This is a genomic window from Xanthobacter sediminis (genome assembly GCF_043195015.1).
GTDB lineage: Bacteria > Pseudomonadota > Alphaproteobacteria > Rhizobiales > Xanthobacteraceae > Xanthobacter.
The window spans coordinates 116,829-133,103 of sequence record NZ_JBAFWH010000003.1; the positions used below are offsets into that span (position 1 = coordinate 116,829).

General features: G+C 68.9%; 15 protein-coding genes. 11 read left to right on the plus strand and 4 right to left on the minus strand.

Annotated features, from left to right (window positions below; all coding sequences use genetic code 11):
- Nucleotide 1: 1 nt before the first annotated feature.
- On the minus strand, nucleotides 2-922 hold the full coding sequence (locus tag V5F61_RS04610) for an AAA family ATPase (protein WP_393989605.1): 921 nt from the start codon (nucleotides 920-922) through the stop codon (nucleotides 2-4).
- 959 nt (nucleotides 923-1,881) lie between these two features.
- Here V5F61_RS04610 and V5F61_RS04615 point away from each other — a divergent pair.
- The 11 genes from V5F61_RS04615 (at nucleotide 1,882) to trmB (ending at nucleotide 13,867) form a co-directional block, all read left to right on the plus strand.
- Nucleotides 1,882-3,027: a tlde1 domain-containing protein gene (locus V5F61_RS04615; protein WP_393987717.1), complete on the plus strand. Its 1,146-nt coding sequence runs from the start codon at nucleotides 1,882-1,884 to the stop codon at nucleotides 3,025-3,027.
- A gap of 477 nt (nucleotides 3,028-3,504) precedes the next feature.
- Nucleotides 3,505-4,011, plus strand: coding sequence for a PadR family transcriptional regulator (locus V5F61_RS04620; RefSeq protein WP_393987716.1), 507 nt, complete (start codon nucleotides 3,505-3,507; stop codon nucleotides 4,009-4,011).
- A 93-nt stretch (nucleotides 4,012-4,104) separates the two neighbouring features.
- Entirely contained in the window at nucleotides 4,105-5,130 is a 1,026-nt protein-coding gene (gene cobT, locus V5F61_RS04625; RefSeq protein ID WP_393987715.1) for a nicotinate-nucleotide--dimethylbenzimidazole phosphoribosyltransferase, read from the plus strand.
- Between the two features lie 164 nt (nucleotides 5,131-5,294).
- Nucleotides 5,295-6,713: a tRNA (N6-isopentenyl adenosine(37)-C2)-methylthiotransferase MiaB gene (miaB, locus tag V5F61_RS04630; protein ID WP_393987714.1), complete on the plus strand. Its 1,419-nt coding sequence runs from the start codon at nucleotides 5,295-5,297 to the stop codon at nucleotides 6,711-6,713.
- A gap of 3 nt (nucleotides 6,714-6,716) precedes the next feature.
- A complete protein-coding gene (locus tag V5F61_RS04635; RefSeq protein WP_393987713.1) occupies nucleotides 6,717-7,802 on the plus strand; it encodes a PhoH family protein in 1,086 nt (361 codons plus the stop codon).
- A 3-nt stretch (nucleotides 7,803-7,805) separates the two neighbouring features.
- On the plus strand, nucleotides 7,806-8,327 hold the full coding sequence (ybeY, locus tag V5F61_RS04640; RefSeq protein ID WP_393987712.1) for an rRNA maturation RNase YbeY: 522 nt from the start codon (nucleotides 7,806-7,808) through the stop codon (nucleotides 8,325-8,327).
- Between the two features lie 15 nt (nucleotides 8,328-8,342).
- The gene (locus tag V5F61_RS04645) at nucleotides 8,343-9,317 is read left to right on the plus strand and encodes a hemolysin family protein (protein WP_393987711.1); all 975 of its coding nucleotides are present in this window, start codon (nucleotides 8,343-8,345) and stop codon (nucleotides 9,315-9,317) included.
- 94 nt (nucleotides 9,318-9,411) lie between these two features.
- Nucleotides 9,412-11,064 (plus strand): apolipoprotein N-acyltransferase, encoded by a 1,653-nt coding sequence (lnt, locus tag V5F61_RS04650; RefSeq protein WP_393987710.1) that lies wholly within the window; start codon nucleotides 9,412-9,414, stop codon nucleotides 11,062-11,064.
- Between the two features lie 98 nt (nucleotides 11,065-11,162).
- A complete protein-coding gene (locus tag V5F61_RS04655; RefSeq protein ID WP_394033150.1) occupies nucleotides 11,163-11,570 on the plus strand; it encodes a helix-turn-helix domain-containing protein in 408 nt (135 codons plus the stop codon).
- 105 nt (nucleotides 11,571-11,675) lie between these two features.
- Nucleotides 11,676-12,869, plus strand: coding sequence for a methionine adenosyltransferase (gene metK / locus V5F61_RS04660; RefSeq protein WP_393987708.1), 1,194 nt, complete (start codon nucleotides 11,676-11,678; stop codon nucleotides 12,867-12,869).
- Between the two features lie 287 nt (nucleotides 12,870-13,156).
- On the plus strand, nucleotides 13,157-13,867 hold the full coding sequence (gene trmB, locus V5F61_RS04665) for a tRNA (guanine(46)-N(7))-methyltransferase TrmB (RefSeq protein WP_393987707.1): 711 nt from the start codon (nucleotides 13,157-13,159) through the stop codon (nucleotides 13,865-13,867).
- 101 nt (nucleotides 13,868-13,968) lie between these two features.
- Here the strand turns inward: trmB and V5F61_RS04670 are convergent, their stop codons facing one another.
- Genes V5F61_RS04670 through V5F61_RS04680 form a run of 3 tightly spaced genes read right to left on the minus strand, consistent with a single transcriptional unit; the run spans nucleotide 13,969 to nucleotide 16,208 of the window.
- Nucleotides 13,969-14,841 carry a Rossmann-fold NAD(P)-binding domain-containing protein gene (locus V5F61_RS04670; protein ID WP_393987706.1) on the minus strand — a complete coding sequence of 291 codons (873 nt, stop codon included), beginning with the start codon at nucleotides 14,839-14,841 and terminating at the stop codon, nucleotides 13,969-13,971.
- A 41-nt stretch (nucleotides 14,842-14,882) separates the two neighbouring features.
- Nucleotides 14,883-15,824: a lyso-ornithine lipid O-acyltransferase gene (gene olsA / locus V5F61_RS04675; RefSeq protein ID WP_393987705.1), complete on the minus strand. Its 942-nt coding sequence runs from the start codon at nucleotides 15,822-15,824 to the stop codon at nucleotides 14,883-14,885.
- A gap of 6 nt (nucleotides 15,825-15,830) precedes the next feature.
- A complete protein-coding gene (locus tag V5F61_RS04680) occupies nucleotides 15,831-16,208 on the minus strand; it encodes a Fur family transcriptional regulator (RefSeq protein ID WP_393987731.1) in 378 nt (125 codons plus the stop codon).
- Nucleotides 16,209-16,275: the final 67 nt, after the last annotated feature.

Below are 16,275 nucleotides of genomic sequence, written 5' to 3' on the forward strand. Positions count from 1 at the left end.
GTCAGCTCACGGGGACGCGGGCGATGAGGGCGTCGAGGAAGTCGTCGGCCCCCATGCCGTCGGCCTCGGCCTCGAAGGTCATGAGCACGCGGTGCCGCAGCACCGGCTTGGCCACCGCCTGCACGTCCTCCGGAGTCACGAAGTCGCGGCCCCGCAGCCAGGCGTGGGCACGCGCGCAGCGGTCGAGGGCGATGGAGCCGCGCGGGCTCGCCCCGAACGACACCAGCCCGTCCAGGTCGGAGCCGTAGAGGGTGGGGTTGCGGGTCGCGAACACGAACTGCAGCAGATATTCCTCCACCGCCTCGGACATGTAGGTGGAGAGCGCCGCGCGGCGGGCGGCGAAGATGGTGCTCTGGGAGAGCGGCGCGCCGACGCCCACCACCTCGCCGTTCGCCTCCCCGCGCACCAGGCGCAGGATGCGCCGCTCGGCTTCAAGGCTGGGGTAGTCTATCTTCACATGCAGCAGGAAACGGTCGAGCTGGGCCTCGGGGAGCGGATAGGTGCCCTCCTGCTCGATGGGGTTCTGGGTGGCCATCACCAGGAACAGCTTGGGCAGGGCGTAGGTGACGCCGCCCACGGTCACCTGCCGCTCGCCCATGGCCTCCAGCAGCGCCGCCTGCACCTTGGCCGGGGCGCGGTTGATCTCGTCCGCCAGGATGAAATTATGGAACACCGGGCCCGGCTGGAAGCGGAACGAGCCGTCCTCCGGGCGGAAGATGTCGGTGCCCGTGAGGTCGGAAGGCAGGAGGTCCGGCGTGAACTGGATGCGCTGCTCGTCGCAGTCGATGGCCTTGGCGAGGGCCTTGATGGCCTTGGTCTTGGCGAGACCCGGCGCGCCTTCCACCAGGAGGTGCCCGTCCGCCAGCACCGCCACCAGCAGCAGGTCCACGAACGCCGGCTGCCCGAGGATGCTGGCGTTCATGTAGTCGGCGAGGCGGGCGAACGCGCCGGCGAGGTCGGGGGCGGCCGGCTTCGCGGCAGCGGCGCTCGCACCCGCCGGGGCGCTGACGTCAAAGGCGGCATCGGGTGTCGAGGACATCGCGGGTCGGTTCCAGTTCGGGCGGTCGATGAGGCCCCTTATAGCGCTCTCGCGGCGCGATACGCACGGGTGCGCTGATCATCACTTCGCGCGCAAAAGGGGGCATGGCGGGGCGGGGCGCCGGCCTGCGTGCTCTTGACGCAGGCCGGCGCCCCGCCCCGCCGCCACGGCAGGCGGATCAGCACCGGCGCTCAATTCTCCCGCGGCACCCACGCCTTTCGCTGCGTCGGGAAGGCCCCTCCCCCGCTTGCCGCAGCCGGGTGCCACACCCAGTTGTGAAGGCGAAGCCCGTGCCGACGCCGGGCGCGCGTGTATGACTTGAGCCGGACAAGCCCATGATCGGGCAAGGGGGCGGTACGCAGATGAGCTGAGGCGGAATATGGCCCTTGGTGCGCCGCAGCATGCGGAGCGCACAGGCTGGTAACGGGCGCCCCGGCCGGGGCGCCGGCGCGGGCAAGGCCTGCTGGCGTCGCTCCTTATTCTCGCCTTTTCAATCTGTTCCGGTCCCCGTAAAGACATTGGTTACGAAACCGGCCTAGGGTCCGGGCAAGTGCCTTGAGGTGGGTCGCCGCAGTGCGGCAGCCAGCGGAAAGGCCGGCCCTTTCCGGGTCCGAGGAAAGGGCATCGCGGATCATGGCATCCGGCATCGCCTCGGACATGGTGTGGTGATCGTGGGCTGGCGTCGGCGGGGTGGGGCTCAATCTCCGGAATCACGGGATCCGGCGGGCCTGCGCGAGGCGGTTTCCGGGGGCTCAGCCTCGGGCAACCGCGGCATGGAAGACTGGCAGCCGGGGGACCGGGGCCGGGACGGCAGTGAGGCAGCCTTTCGAGCATCGAGGGTCATGGCGGAACCGACTTTCACACCGGACCCGGATTTCGACCCGGATCTGTACGACGAGGCCCCGCGGCGCCGCTGGCGCGCGGCGCATGTCGTCGCTGCAGGTCTCGTGGGCGTGTCGGTGATCGCCGTCGGTGCCTTCGCCGCCACCTCCGGCTTCGCGCGGATCGAGCCCGAAACCGCGGCCGACGGCATCGACTATGCCGCACTCCGGGCGGCCATCCACGCCGGCCCGCGCGTTTATACCCTGGCCAGCGCCGCCGATCCGGTGAGCCGGGCCGACGGCCTGCCGGCCTCTGGCGCTCTTTCCGTCGATTCCTACTGGATTCTCAGCCCCGGCCTCGCCGCGGCGCCACAAAGCTTCGCCACGCCGCCCCTCACGGCGGGCACCAACCCCGAGCGCGACGCGCGCATCGCCGCCATCATCGTCGAGAGCGTGCCGGTGCCCTCGCGCAATCCGCTGGTGGCCGGGCGCCTGCCGGAGGTGGAGCCCTCCGCCCCGCCGGTGCCGTTGCCGCTGGGCAATCCGCTGCTGCGGGCTCGCCGCCAGCTCGCCTCCCTCACCCCCGGCGACCTGCCGGAGATGCCGGCGCCCGCCAGCCGGCCCGCGGAGCCGGCTGCGCCCACCCCCGCATTGCCCGCGGCGCCGAGCGCACCCGCCGCGCCAGGCGCGGTAGAACAAGAAGTTCCCATGCCCACGCCGGGCAGCGGCTTCGCGCTCTACGACATCGAGGGGCGCACCCTCTACATGCCCAGCGGCGAAAAGCTGGAAGCCCATTCCGGCTATGGCGAGGCCATGGACGACATCCGGCAGGTGGCGCTGAAGATGCGCGGCCCCACCCCGCCCAACGTCTACACCCTGCGCCCGCGCGAGGCGCTGTTCCACGGGGTCGAGACCCTGCGCCTCAGTCCCGTGGGCGGCAGCAAGATGTATGGGCGCGACGGCTTTCTGATCCACCCGTTCATGATGGGCCCGCGCGGCGATTCCAACGGCTGCGTCTCCGTGAAGGAGCACACCAAGGTGCTGGAGGCCTACCGGCGCGGCGAGGTGAAGAAGCTGGTGGTCGTGGCGCGCCTGCCCAACAGCCAGAAGCCCGCTCCCTCGCTGCTCTCCTGGCTGATGCCGAAGCAGCAGACACCCGCACAGTGACCTGCGCGGCCTGCGCCGCCCGACCACCCCACCTCCCCGACATCGCGCCAGTGCTCACGCTTCGGCGGCAGTCGCGTGCTGGCGCGTCTGTCCTTTGCTCCGGCCTTGACCGGCGCCAAGCGCCCGCCGCCCGGTGGCGGGCAGCGCTCACGGGGGGATTCTCCCGGACGCGGCCCAGACGTGATCAAACGTCGGCCAGAAGGTTCACGGGTCCCTGGCGGCGCCATCCTCGACATTTCGGCGGTCGCCGTTTCCGCGTCCCCGCGGGCGGGCGCCTTGGCGGTTGTGGTACGTCTTGACACTCAGATATATCGAAAGATATGTTTGTGTCAGATCATATCTAAAGACATATCTTAGGAGTCTAAAATGTTCGGATGCCGATCCTTCCGGGATGAGGCCCGTTTCGCCGGAGAGGGCGGCCGGGGCGAAATGCACGGGCCGCGCGGCGGCCGTGGGCGCGGTGGTGGTGGCGGGGAGATGTTCCGCATCGGCCGCATGCTGGCCCATGGCGACCTGAAGCTGCTGGCCCTCTCCCTCATCGCGGAGCAGCCGCGCCACGGCTACGAGATCATCAAGGTGATCGAGGAGAAGACCGCCGGCTGGTATTCGCCAAGCCCGGGCGTGGTCTATCCCACCCTCACCTTCCTGGAAGAGGCGGGCTACGTGACCGCCGAGCCGGACGGCGCCAAGAAGCTCTATTCCATCACCGTCGAGGGCCGCGCCTATCTCGACGAGAACCGCGACTTCGCCGATGCCATCCTCGCCCGCCTCTCGCAGATCGGCGACAAGATGAGCCGCGTGCGCAAGTGGATGGGCTGGAGCGAGAGCGGCCCCAATGCCGGCGCCGAGCTGCCGCGCCTGGTGGAAGCCGCCCTCGAGAACCTGCGCGATACCGCCCAGCAGAAGCTGGAGCAGAGCCGCGCGGCGGAAACCCGCATCGTCGAGATCCTGGCCCGCGCCGCCGCCGAGATCCGTGAGGCGTGAGCGCCCGCCCCGGCGCCTCATTTGCGATGTGGCGCCAGGGGCTTTATTGAGCGCGCACGATCGCGCCGTCCCGCGCGCTGCCCTGGGCTTTCCATGTTCGCTCCCGAAACCGGCCTTCCCTTCGACGACATCCGCGCCCTCATCGCCACCATGCCCGGCCCCGATGAAGGCGCCCTCGGCGCGGCGCTGAAGCGCCAGAGCCAGCTGGTGAAGCCGCCGGGCGCCCTCGGGCGGCTGGAGGAGATCGCGGTTCACGTGGCCGCGTGGCAGGGCAATTCCATGCCTGTGGTCAACCGCCCCATGGTGGCCGTGTTCGCCGCCACCCATGGCGTGGCGGACCGGGGCGTCTCGCCCTATCCGGGCGCGGTGACCCGCCAGATGATGGACACCTTCACCGCCGGCAAGGCCGCCGTGAACCAGATCTGCGCCACCTTCGACGCCGGCCTGCGCATATTCGACCTCGCCCTCGACTATCCCACCCCCGACATCAGCCGCGAGGCGGCGCTGGACGAGAAGGCCTGCGCCGCCACCATGGCGTTCGGCATGGAAGCCATCGCCGGCGGCTCCGACCTGCTGTGCCTGGGCGAGATGGGCATCGGCAACACCACCATCGCCGCCGCCATCTGCCACGGCCTCTACGGCGGCACGGCGGAGGACTGGGTGGGCGCCGGCACCGGCTCCACCGGCGATGTGCTGGCGCGCAAGATCGAGGTGGTGCGCGAGGCGGTGGCCCTGCACAGGGACCACCTGAAGGACCCGCTGGAGCTGCTGCGCCGCCTGGGCGGGCGCGAGATCGCCGCCATGGCCGGCGCCATCCTCGCCGCCCGGCACGAGAAGGTGCCGGTGATCCTCGACGGCTATGTGGTGACCTCCGCCGCGGCGGTGCTGCACGCCATCGACCCCTCCGCCATCGACCACTGCCTCGCCGGCCACGTCTCCGCCGAGAAGGCGCACGGGGCGGTGCTGGAGCGGCTCGGCCTCAGGCCCGTGCTCGACCTGGGCATGCGGCTCGGCGAGGGCTCGGGCGCGGCGCTCGCCATCGGCGTGGTGAAAGCGGCGGTGGCGTGCCACCGCGGCATGGCCACCTTCGCCGAGGCCGGGGTTTCCCAGGACGACTGAATCACCGGAGCCGGCCCGCCCGGTGCCGGGATGTCCGCAGTTCCCAAAGCCTCCGTTTGCCGGTAGGATCACGAAATCCTGAAGCCAACGTGGGACGAACCGATCCGGCGTCACGATCACGTCGCGCCCGCGCGCGAAGGTGTGAGCCGGCAGAACACGCGACAATGCAGCAGCCCCGCAAGCTCTATGTGAAATCCTTCGGGTGCCAGATGAACGTCTACGACTCGCAGCGTATGGCGGACACCCTGGCGCGCGAGGGCTATGAGGAGACGCAGGACCCGGCCGATGCCGATCTCGTCATCCTCAACACCTGCCATATCCGCGAGAAGGCCGCCGAGAAGGTCTATTCGGAGCTGGGCCGCCTGCGCAAACAGAAGCAGGAAGCCGGCGCCGACACCATGATCGCGGTGGCCGGCTGCGTCGCCCAGGCCGAGGGTGCCGAGATCATGCGCCGCGCACCGGTGGTGGATCTCGTGGTCGGCCCCCAGAGCTACCACCGCCTGCCCGAGCTGCTGGCCGAGGCGAAGGCGGGCCGGCGCATGGTCGACACCGACTTCCCGGTGGAGGACAAGTTCGACCACCTGCCCGCTCCCACCCTCGCCGCCACCCGCTCCCGCGGGCCCGCCGCGTTCGTGACGGTGCAGGAGGGCTGCGACAAGTTCTGCACCTTCTGCGTGGTGCCCTATACCCGCGGCGCCGAGATGTCGCGCCCGGTGGCGAAGATCCTGGACGAGGCCCGCAGGCTCGCGGACCAGGGGGTGCGCGAGATCACCCTCATCGGCCAGAACGTCAACGCCTTCCACGGCGAGGGCGAGGACGGCGCCACCTGGGGCCTCGCCCGCCTGCTGGAGAAGCTGGCCGGCATCGCCGGCATCGCCCGCCTGCGCTACACCACCTCCCACCCGCGCGACATGGACGAGGCGCTGATCGCCGCCCACCGCGACCTGCCGCAGCTCATGCCCTATCTGCACCTGCCGGTGCAGTCCGGCTCCGACCGCATCCTCGCCGCCATGAACCGCAAGCATGGGCGCGATGCGTTCTTCGCGGTCATCGAGAAGATGCGCGCCGCCCGGCCGGACCTCGCGCTCTCGTCGGATTTCATCGTCGGCTTCCCCGGCGAGACCGACGCCGACTTCGAGGACACCATGGACCTGGTGCGCCGGGTCGGCTTCGCCAGCGCCTATTCCTTCAAGTACAGCCCCCGCCCCGGCACCCCCGCCGCCGAGCACGACGCCCAGGTGCCCGAGGCGGTGAAGAGCGAGCGCCTCGCCATCCTGCAGAAGGAGCTGGAGGCCTCCAAGGCCGCCTTCGACGCCGCCTGCCGCGGCCGCACCTTCGACATCCTGCTGGAGAAGCCCGGTCGCCAGCCGGGCCAGCTCATCGGCCGCTCGCCCTATCTCCAGAGCGTGGTGGTGAACGATCCCCCGGCCCGCATCGGCGACATCATCACCGTCACCGTCACCGATGTGGGGCCCAACAGCCTCGCCGGGCGCTGCGAGGGCGGCCCCGCCGCGCCGACCGCACCCGCGCAGATCACCCGTTCCCGTGGCCCGGCGACCCATGCGGCGCCCTTGGAGGCTTAGAGCTTGCGCAGACCCGGCAGCGACCGCGACCGCTCCGATCGCCCCGCGCAGGGCCCCGCCCGCGCGGCGGTGACCGCGCCCTGGGCCACCACGGACGAGGAGGCCCCCACCCATGTGGTGCTCGCCTTCGACGACAACCGTCTCGCCACCCTGCTGTTCGGCCACTACGGGCGCAACCTCGCCCTGATCGAGCGCAAGCTGGGCGTGAAGGCCGATTCGCGCGGCAACCACGTCACGCTCGAAGGCGGCCCGGAAGGCTGCGCGCAGGCCCGCGCGGTCCTGGAGCACCTCTATGAGGCGCTGAAGAAGGGGCGCGACATTTCCCAGGGCGATGTGGACGGCGCCATCCGTGAGGTGACGTCGCAAGGCTCGCTGTTCGATTTCGACCCCGCCGCCCAGCGCCAGAACTTCGACGAGATCCAGCTCCGCCGCCGCCCGGTGCGGGCGCGCACCGCAGCGCAGGATGCCTATATCCGCGCGCTCAAGCGGCACACGCTGGTGTTCGGCGTCGGCCCCGCGGGCACCGGCAAGACCTGGCTGGCGGTGGCCTATGCGGTGCATCTGCTGGAACGGCGCATGGTGGACCGCATCATCCTCTCCCGCCCGGCGGTGGAGGCGGGTGAGCGGCTCGGCTTCCTGCCCGGCGACATGAAGGACAAGGTGGACCCCTACCTTCGCCCCATCTACGATGCCCTGTACGACCTCATGGACCGCTCGTTCGTGGAACGGTCGCTGCAGTCGGGCGAGATCGAGATCGCGCCGCTCGCCTTCATGCGCGGGCGCACGCTCTCCAACGCCGCCGTCATCCTGGACGAGGCGCAGAACGCCACCTCCATGCAAATGAAGATGTTCCTCACCCGCCTCGGCGAGAACTCCCACATGATCGTCACCGGCGACCCGAGCCAGACCGACCTGCCCGGCGCCCAGACCTCCGGCCTCGCGGAGGCGGTGGGGCTTCTGGAGGGCGTGGAGGGCGTGGGCGTGTGTACTTTCAAGGCGGAAGACGTGGTGCGCCACGAGTTGGTCGGCCGCATCGTCGCTGCCTATGAGCGCGCTAGCGCGCCGCGCAAGCTCACGGCGGAGGGCTGAACCATGGCCGACACCGAACTTCTGCCCCCCGACGCGGTCGAGATCGACGTGCTGGTGGAGGTGCCCCTGTGGTCCGCACTGCCGGACGCTGAGGGTATCGTCGTGGGCGCCGCCCTGGCGGCCCTTGCCGCCGTGCCCGAGGAGGTGCCCGCCCCCGCGGAGATGAGCATCACCCTCACCGACGACGCCCACATCCAGGTGCTGAACCGGGAGTGGCGCGACATGGACAAGGCCACCAACGTGCTCTCCTTCCCCGCCCCGGAGCTGCCGGAGGACATGGAGGACGCGCCCCAGCCCCTGGGCGACGTGATCGTCGCGTTCGAGACGCTGAAGCGCGAGGCGGAGCTGGAAGACAAGGCCATCGCGCATCACCTCACCCATCTGGTGGTGCACGGCACCCTGCACCTGCTAGGGTATGATCACATCGAAGACGACGAAGCAGAAGAAATGGAGGGCTTGGAGCGCCAGATCCTTGCCGGGCTCGGGATCGACGATCCCTACCGCCTGCCGCAGGACGGTGGCTGAAGCTGAAGAGAGGCCATGGCCAACACCGACCAACCGACCGAGACCAGCTCCTCGGAGCCCCAGAGTTTTCTCGATCGATTGCGTGCCCTCCTCGGCACGTTCCGACCGCACGGCTCCCTCCGCACCGACCTGACGGAGGTGCTGGACGCGTCGAGCGCAACCGGGGAGGAGAGCGAGTTCACGCCCGCCGAGCGCAAGATGCTGCGCAACATCCTTCACCTGAAGGAGGTGGGCATCGGTGACATCATGGTGCCCCGCGCCGAGATCGTCGCCGTGCGCAAGGACATCTCCCTGAGCGAGCTGCTCAAGGTCTTCGTCTCCGACGCCCATTCCCGGCTCGTGGTGTATGATGACACCCTCGACGACCCGGTGGGCATGGTCCACCTGCGCGACCTCATCGGCTTCCTGGCCGGTGACATCGCCTCGAGCCCGCCCGGCGCCAAGGTCGACCTTTCGGCGGTGGACCTCGACCGCACCCTGGAGGATGCCGGCCTCACCCGCCGCCTGCTGTACGTGCCGCCCTCCATGCCGGCGGTGGACCTGCTCGTTTCCATGCAGGCCGCGCGCACCCACCTCGCCCTGGTGATCGACGAATATGGCGGCACCGACGGCCTCGTCTCCATCGAGGACGTGGTGGAGGAGATCGTCGGCGAGATCGAGGACGAGCACGACGAAGCCGCCGAGAGCCTGCTGGAACACCAGGACGACGGCAGCTACCTCGTGGATGCCCGCGCTCCGCTGGAATCCATCGTCGAGGTGCTCGGCCCCGGATTCGCTTCCGAGGAGGAGCTGGAGGAGGTGGACAGCCTCGGCGGGCTGGTGGTGCGGCTCGCCGCGCGCGTTCCGACCGAGGGCGAGATCATCACCCTGCCCGGCCAGTACCAGGTGGAGGTGCTGGAGGCCGACCCCCGCCGCGTGAAGAAACTGCGCATCATCCCGCCAGCGAAAGCCGGCACTGCGGAAAGCGCCGTCGCCGCCGGCGAGGCATGAGGCGGCGGCTTCCCGCAGCCGGCCGGAAGATTGCAGGGGCGGCCGGGTGCCGCCCGCCCATCCGCCGCCACCCAAGACCGGTTCGGACCCCGTCATGACATTCGAGAAGACCCTCTCGCCGGTGAACGGCGGACGGCGGCCCGCGCCCGGCTTCCTGCAACATTTCGCGGCCCAGGTGCGCGGCCTTTCCGGCTGGCGGCGCGCCGTGACGGCCATGGCGGCAGGCGCGCTCGGCGCCCTCGCCATGCCACCCTTCGGCATTTGGCCGGCGCTCGCCGTGAGCTTCCCGGTCATGGTGCTGTTGCTCGATGGCACCCGCGGGCGGGCGTGGGCCCGGCTGAAGACTGCGGCCGGCATCGGCTGGGCCTTTGGCTTCGGCTACTTCTTCGCCTCGCTGTGGTGGATCGGCGCCGCCTTCCTGGTGGAAGCGGACGTGTTCGCCTGGCTGCTGCCGTTCGCGGTGCTTGCCATGCCGGCCGGGCTCGCGCTGTTCACCGCGCTGGGCGCGGCGCTAGCGCGCCTGCTGTGGTCGGATGGCCCCCTGCGGCTGTTCGCCTTCGCCTTCGCCTTCACCACCTCCGAGTGGCTGCGCGGGCACGTGCTCACCGGCTTTCCCTGGAACGCCTTCGGCTACGCCTTTGCGCAGTGGCTGCCGCTGATGCAGAGCGCGGCCCTGTTCGGGGCCTACGGCCTCACCTTCTTCGCGCTGCTGCTGCTTTCGACCCCCGTGCTTGCCCTGTCCGGGCGCCGGCGGGATCTTGCCGGCGTGGCGGCGGCCGCGGCGCTGATCGCGCTCGCGGCGCTCTGGGGCGAGGCGCGCCTTGCCGCCGCGCCGACCCGGTTCGCGCCGGATGTGCGCCTGCGCATCATGCAGCCCAACCTGCCGCAGGACCAGAAGTTCAACTATGCCCGCCGCCGGGAGATCCTCGACGACTATCTCGCGCAGAGCGCGGAACCTTCGCCGACCTATCCGGCGGGCCTTGCGGACGTCACCGTGCTGGTGTGGCCGGAGAGCGCGCTGCCCTTCATCTACGAGCGCGAGCCGTGGGCGGCGGCCGCCATGGGCGAAGCACTTCCCCCAAACGTTACTTTGATTACTGGGGCGGTACGCTATGGCGCACCTCCGGAGGGCCAACATTCACCTTTCTACAACTCTGTGCGCGTTATCGACCACGAAGGACACGTGCTCCGGAGCACCGACAAGGCGCACCTCGTTCCGTTCGGTGAATACTTGCCGTTCCAGAATCTTCTGGAGCGCCTGGGCGTAGAACAACTCACGCGTGTGCGCGGCGGTTTCTCCTCGGCCGCATCCCTGCGCGCCCTGGAGGTGCCGGGCCTGCCGCTGGTCGCTCCGCTGGTATGTTATGAAATTATCTTTCCCGGAAACGTGATTCCGAATGGGGAAAGGCCGCATCTGCTTCTCAATCTGACCAATGACGCATGGTTCGGACTGACCCCGGGCCCCTACCAGCACTTTGTGCAGGCACGGTTGCGGGCGGTGGAGGAAGGCCTACCCCTGGTGCGCGCGGCGAACACGGGCATCTCCGCCATCGTCGACCCCATGGGACGAATCGTCGCACTCGGTCCCCTGGGTGTTCGCGCGGTGGTGGATGGCGCCCTGCCCCAACCCCTGGAAACGGCTCCACCTGCTGCGGTGCATGCAAGATCGTTCCTGTTCTGGGTGCAATTTTTCAGTCTACTCCTGGCGCTATTACCACTCTCCGCACGCGTTACACGCAAAAGTTGATCGACGCTAACCCATTGTGTCCGTATGTTCGCGGGCAATCAGGGCAGCCTTCGCATCGCGAAGTTACAATACTCTTTTCCGACATAGCCGGAGAGACCATGGTCAAGAAGGCGCCGAACCCTATCGACAAGCATGTTGGCTCACGCGTGCGAATGCGCCGCATGATGATCAGCATGAGCCAAGAGAAACTGGGTGAGCACCTCGGCATCACGTTTCAGCAGATCCAGAAGTACGAAAAGGGGACCAACCGCATCGGGGCGAGCCGATTGCAGCAGATCTCCATAGTGCTGGGCGTGCCGGTGGCGTTCTTTTTCGAGGGAGCCCCTTCCGTGGGGCCGGAAGGCGAAGGTTTCGCGGAGGATCAATCCCCCGCTTACGTGTCGGACTTCCTGGCAACATCGGACGGGCTCGCTCTCACCCGCAACTTCATGCGTATTTCGGACGCGCGCGTCCGCCGTCGCATCGTCGACCTCGTCATCGCGCTCGCCGGAGAAGCGGAGAGCTGACGTTCGATTTGACGAACGCCGTGGCCTCGGTGATCTTGACCACACCCCGCCGCGTTGCGAAAAGCACCACACGCAACGCGGTGCGGGCGCAAGAAGGGCCGAGACATGGCGCGTCAATCCTACCTGTTCACAAGTGAATCCGTTTCCGAGGGGCATCCGGACAAGGTTTGCGATCGCATCTCCGACGAGGTCGTGGATACGTTCTTCCGAACTGCCGAAGCCGAAGGCTGGGACCCGACCCAGGTCCGCGTCGCCTGCGAGACCCTCGCGACCACGAACAAGGTGGTGATCGCCGGCGAGACGCGCGGCCCCTCCACCATCACCCACGACCTGATCGCCCACGCCGCGCGCCTCGCGATCAAGGACATCGGCTACGAGCAGGACGGCTTCCACTGGCAGACCGCCGACATCGACGTCGTGCTGCACTCCCAGTCCGCCGACATCGCTCAGGGCGTGGACATCGCTGGCAACAAGGACGAAGGCGCCGGTGACCAGGGCATCATGTTCGGCTATGCGGTCCGCGAGACCCCGGAGCTGATGCCCGCTCCCATCTATTACGCCCACAAGATCCTCAAGACGCTGGCGGAAGCTCGCCATTCCGGCGCCACCACCGCCCTCGGCCCCGATGCCAAGAGCCAGGTGACCGTGCGCTACGAGAACGGCAAGCCGGCCGGCGTGACGCAGATCGTGCTCTCCACCCAGCACCTGGACGAGCACCTCTCGTCCCAGGACGTGCGGGCCATCGTCGAGCCCTATATCCGCTCGACCCTGCCCGATGGCTGGATCTCCAAGGAGACCATCTGGCACGTCAACCCCACCGGCAAGTTCGTGATCGGCGGACCCGACGGAGACACCGGCCTGACCGGCCGCAAGATCATCGTGGACACCTACGGCGGCGCGGCGCCCCACGGCGGCGGCGCCTTCTCCGGCAAGGACCCCACCAAGGTGGACCGCTCGGCCGCCTATGCCGCGCGCTACCTCGCCAAGAACGTGGTCGCCGCCGGCCTCGCCGACCGCGCCACCATCCAGCTCGCCTATGCCATCGGCGTCTCCGATCCGCTCGCGGTCTACGTGGACCTGCACGGCACGGGACAGGTGGACGAGGCCAAGCTGGAAGTGGTGCTGCGCGAAGCGGTGAACCTGCGTCCGCGCGGCATTCGCGAGCATTTCGGCCTGTGCAAGCCCATCTACGCCCGCACCGCCGCGTACGGCCACTTCGGCCGTCCGCCCGAGGCCGACGGCGGCTTCTCCTGGGAGAAGACCGACATCGTGGATGCGCTGAAGTCCGCCTTCGCCTGAGCGCGATCGGTCTTTCGAACAGGAATGGCCGGGCTTGTCCCGGCCATTCTCTTTTGAGACACCGGGTCTCGGCATGCTTGCCATCGCCGCGCTATAGAGCTCATCCTGAGGTCAGCCGCCTGCGGCTCCAGGGGTGCGGTGGTCTTCAGCTCGCGGCTTCGGAGCGTTTTTCGCTCCCATCGATTGCCTGCGATTGCCGTAGATTCCCAAGATCACGCATGTTCCTCACACGAACCGGCATCCACTTCGCGTGAGGGCGTTCCAAGCGACAGGGCAAGAGTTCCAACGTGGCCAACCCCGACATCCGCCGATCCCCGTCCGATCCCCTGAATCCCGGCGCCTTCTACGGACGGCGCATCGGCAAGGCGCTGCGCGCCACGCAGCAGGACGCCATGGCGCGCGTCCTGCCCCGCTATCGCTTCACCCTGGACGAAGCATCGGCTCCCGTCGCCCTGTTTCCCTTCTCGCCGGAAGCCCTCTGGCTGGAGATCGGCTTCGGCGGCGGCGAGCACCTGCTCGACCATGCCGCGCGCCAGCCCAAGATCGGCTTCCTCGGGGTCGAGCCCTTCATCAACGGCATGGCGCGCATGCTGGTGGATCTCGAAAGCAGCGGTCGCGACAACATCCGCCTGTTCGACGCCGACGCCGCCCTGCTGCTCGACCGCCTGCCCGAGGGCGCGCTGGCCGGCGCCGATCTCTTCTATCCCGATCCCTGGCCCAAGAAGCGCCACTGGAAGCGCCGCTTCGTGCGTCCCGACAACCTCGACCGCCTGGCGCGGGTGATCGTTCCCGGTGGAACCCTGCGTGTCGCTTCCGATGTTCCGGACTATGTGGGATGGACGCTGGCCACCGTGCGCGCCCACGGCGCCTTTCGCTGGACCGCCGGCACGGCCGCGGACTGGACCACGCCCTATCCCGGCTGGCCCGGCACACGCTACGAGGCCAAGGCGCTGCAGGAAGGCCGCATTCCCACCTATCTCACCTTCACTCGAACCTGAAACGCCCCTCAGCGCTGTCAGGAGAAGCGGAAGTCGGCCGGCATCAAGATGGCGCGCTTGTCACACCAGGCAAGAGCCGGCATAGGCACGCGGGAAGCGCGCTACCGCCCCTCGCCGGCCGCGGAGAGCGCATTCAAGCCCTCGCGATAGGTGGGAAATGCGAGCCGCACACCCAGGTCTTCCTTCAGGCGGCGGTTCGAGACCCTCTTGCTCGCGCCCCAGAAGCTGAGCGCCATGGGGCTCATGGCGCGCGCCGCCTCCTCGAACGGGATGGCGCGTGGAACCGGCAGGCCGAGCAGCCGCGCAGCGTAGGCTATCGGCTCGCCGGGCGCGGTCGGCAGATCGTCGGCAACGTTGAGGATGCCGTCGAAGCGCTGCGCCACAACCGCCATGATGGCGCGGCTGATGTCCTCAACATGGATGCGGTTGAACACCTGGCCGGGCCGGTCGATGATTCGCGCCTCGCCAGCCTTGAGCTGCGCCAAGGCGTTGCGACCGGGGCCATAGATTCCGGCGAGGCGCAGCGCTGCCACCGCCACGTGCTGGCGGCGGCCGAATTCAAACCAGGCCGCTTCCGCCTGAAGCCGCCGCTCCAGCCGTGACGTGCCCGCCCGGGCGGGGCTCGCCTCGTCCACCCAGGCGCCCTGGTGGTCGCCGTAGACCCCGAGGGTCGTGAGATAGACCACCTGCCGTAGTCCGCCGCGGGCGAGCGCATCGGCGCCCAGCCGCAGCAGCGGGTCGCCGGCCGCGTCCGGTGGCGCGGACACGAGCACCACGTCTGCGTCGCCAAGCGCATGGGCCAGCTCCGGCGACATACCCACACCATCGAACACGAACCCGCGCACCCCCGGCGGCAGGCGTGCGATACCGTCTTCGGTGCGCGCGGTGGCGATCACATGCGTGAACGCCTGCGGACGGGTGGCCAGGAAGTGGCGGGCGCAATAGCCGAAGCCGATGGCGGCAAGTGTCGTCAATACAGAATCCTTTCCGTGTGGAAAGTTTCTATTTAGCCGGCTTATTCAGACCGACCGGAAAGGCTGGCGGCGAGCTGCCGCCGCACGCACTCTTCCGCCGCGCGGGTGACGCTCTTGCGATCATGGCCTGCGTCGAGGCGCAGCGGCGGCGCGAACGTCACCTCCACGTCGAGTGCCCCCTGGCGCAGCACCGCCAGCAGATGCGGTGCAAGTTCCATATCGCCATACCAGGATGCGAGCGGGCGCAGGCTTCTGCCCATCGGCAGGCCCTGCACCCGTGTGTAGGCCACCACCAGTGGCTGCACCACCACCACGTCGTGGGTGGAAAAGACATCCCGCACCGCGCCCACCAGGGCCGTGCGGAACGGCAGCACGCGGTTGCCGTCGCCCGAGGTGCCCTCGGCGAACAGCACCACCGGGTCTCCGTCCACCAGCCGCTCGGCAATCTCGCGGTTCACGTCCCCCGTCGCCTGCCGCTTCTGCCGGTCCACGAACACCGTGCGCTGGAACCTGGCAAGCAGGCCAATGAGCGGCCAGGAAGCCACCTCGCTCTTGGCGACGAAGAACAGCGGCGTCAGCGAACCGATGACGGGAATGTCGAGCCACGAGGTATGGTTGGAGAGGATCAGCAGCGGCCGGTGCGGATCGGGCGCACCCTTCACCGTGACGCGGACGCCGAGCGCCTTGAGCACGATGCGATGGTAGAGCGCGGGAATGTGCCGCCGCCAGGGCAGGCCCAGGCGCAGGGATACCCATTGCAGGGGAATGCCGATGAGGGTGGCAAGGCCGATGCCAGCCAGCACCGTGCCCATCCTCAGCCGATCGAGGATAGCGGTGCCAAGCGCACATTCCGGGCCGAGCGCCGGAACACCCTCGCGCTTGCGCCGCGCGCGGGCGGCGGGCGTCTCGTCAGCGGGTGCCTCGGGTGGAAGAGCGAGGGGGCTCGTGTCGCCCCCGGCGGTTTCTCTCCGGCGCTGGCGCACGCGCGTCTACTCCTCGTCGTCGAGCGGCACCGCATAAAGCTCGAGCCGGTGCCCGCGCAGCTTGAAGCCGAGCCGCCGGGCGATCTCTTCCTGCAGCTTCTCGATCTCCTCGGAGCGGAACTCGATCACCTGGCCCGATTTGAGATCGATCAGGTGGTCGTGGTGCTCGTCCGGCATCTGCTCGTAGCGCGCGCGGCCGTCGCCGAAATCATGCCGCTCGATGATGCCGGCATCCTCGAGCATCTTCACCGTGCGATAGACGGTGGAGATGGAGATGTTGTCGTCGATGGCGGCGGCGCGGCGGTGCAGCTCCTCCACGTCCGGGTGGTCCTCCGCGAACGAGAGAACCTGCGCGATCACGCGGCGCTGCTCGGTCATCCGCATACCCTTGGCAAGGCACGCCTGCTCGATGACACTGATCTTTCCGCTCAAGCGGCACCTCCGCAATGAC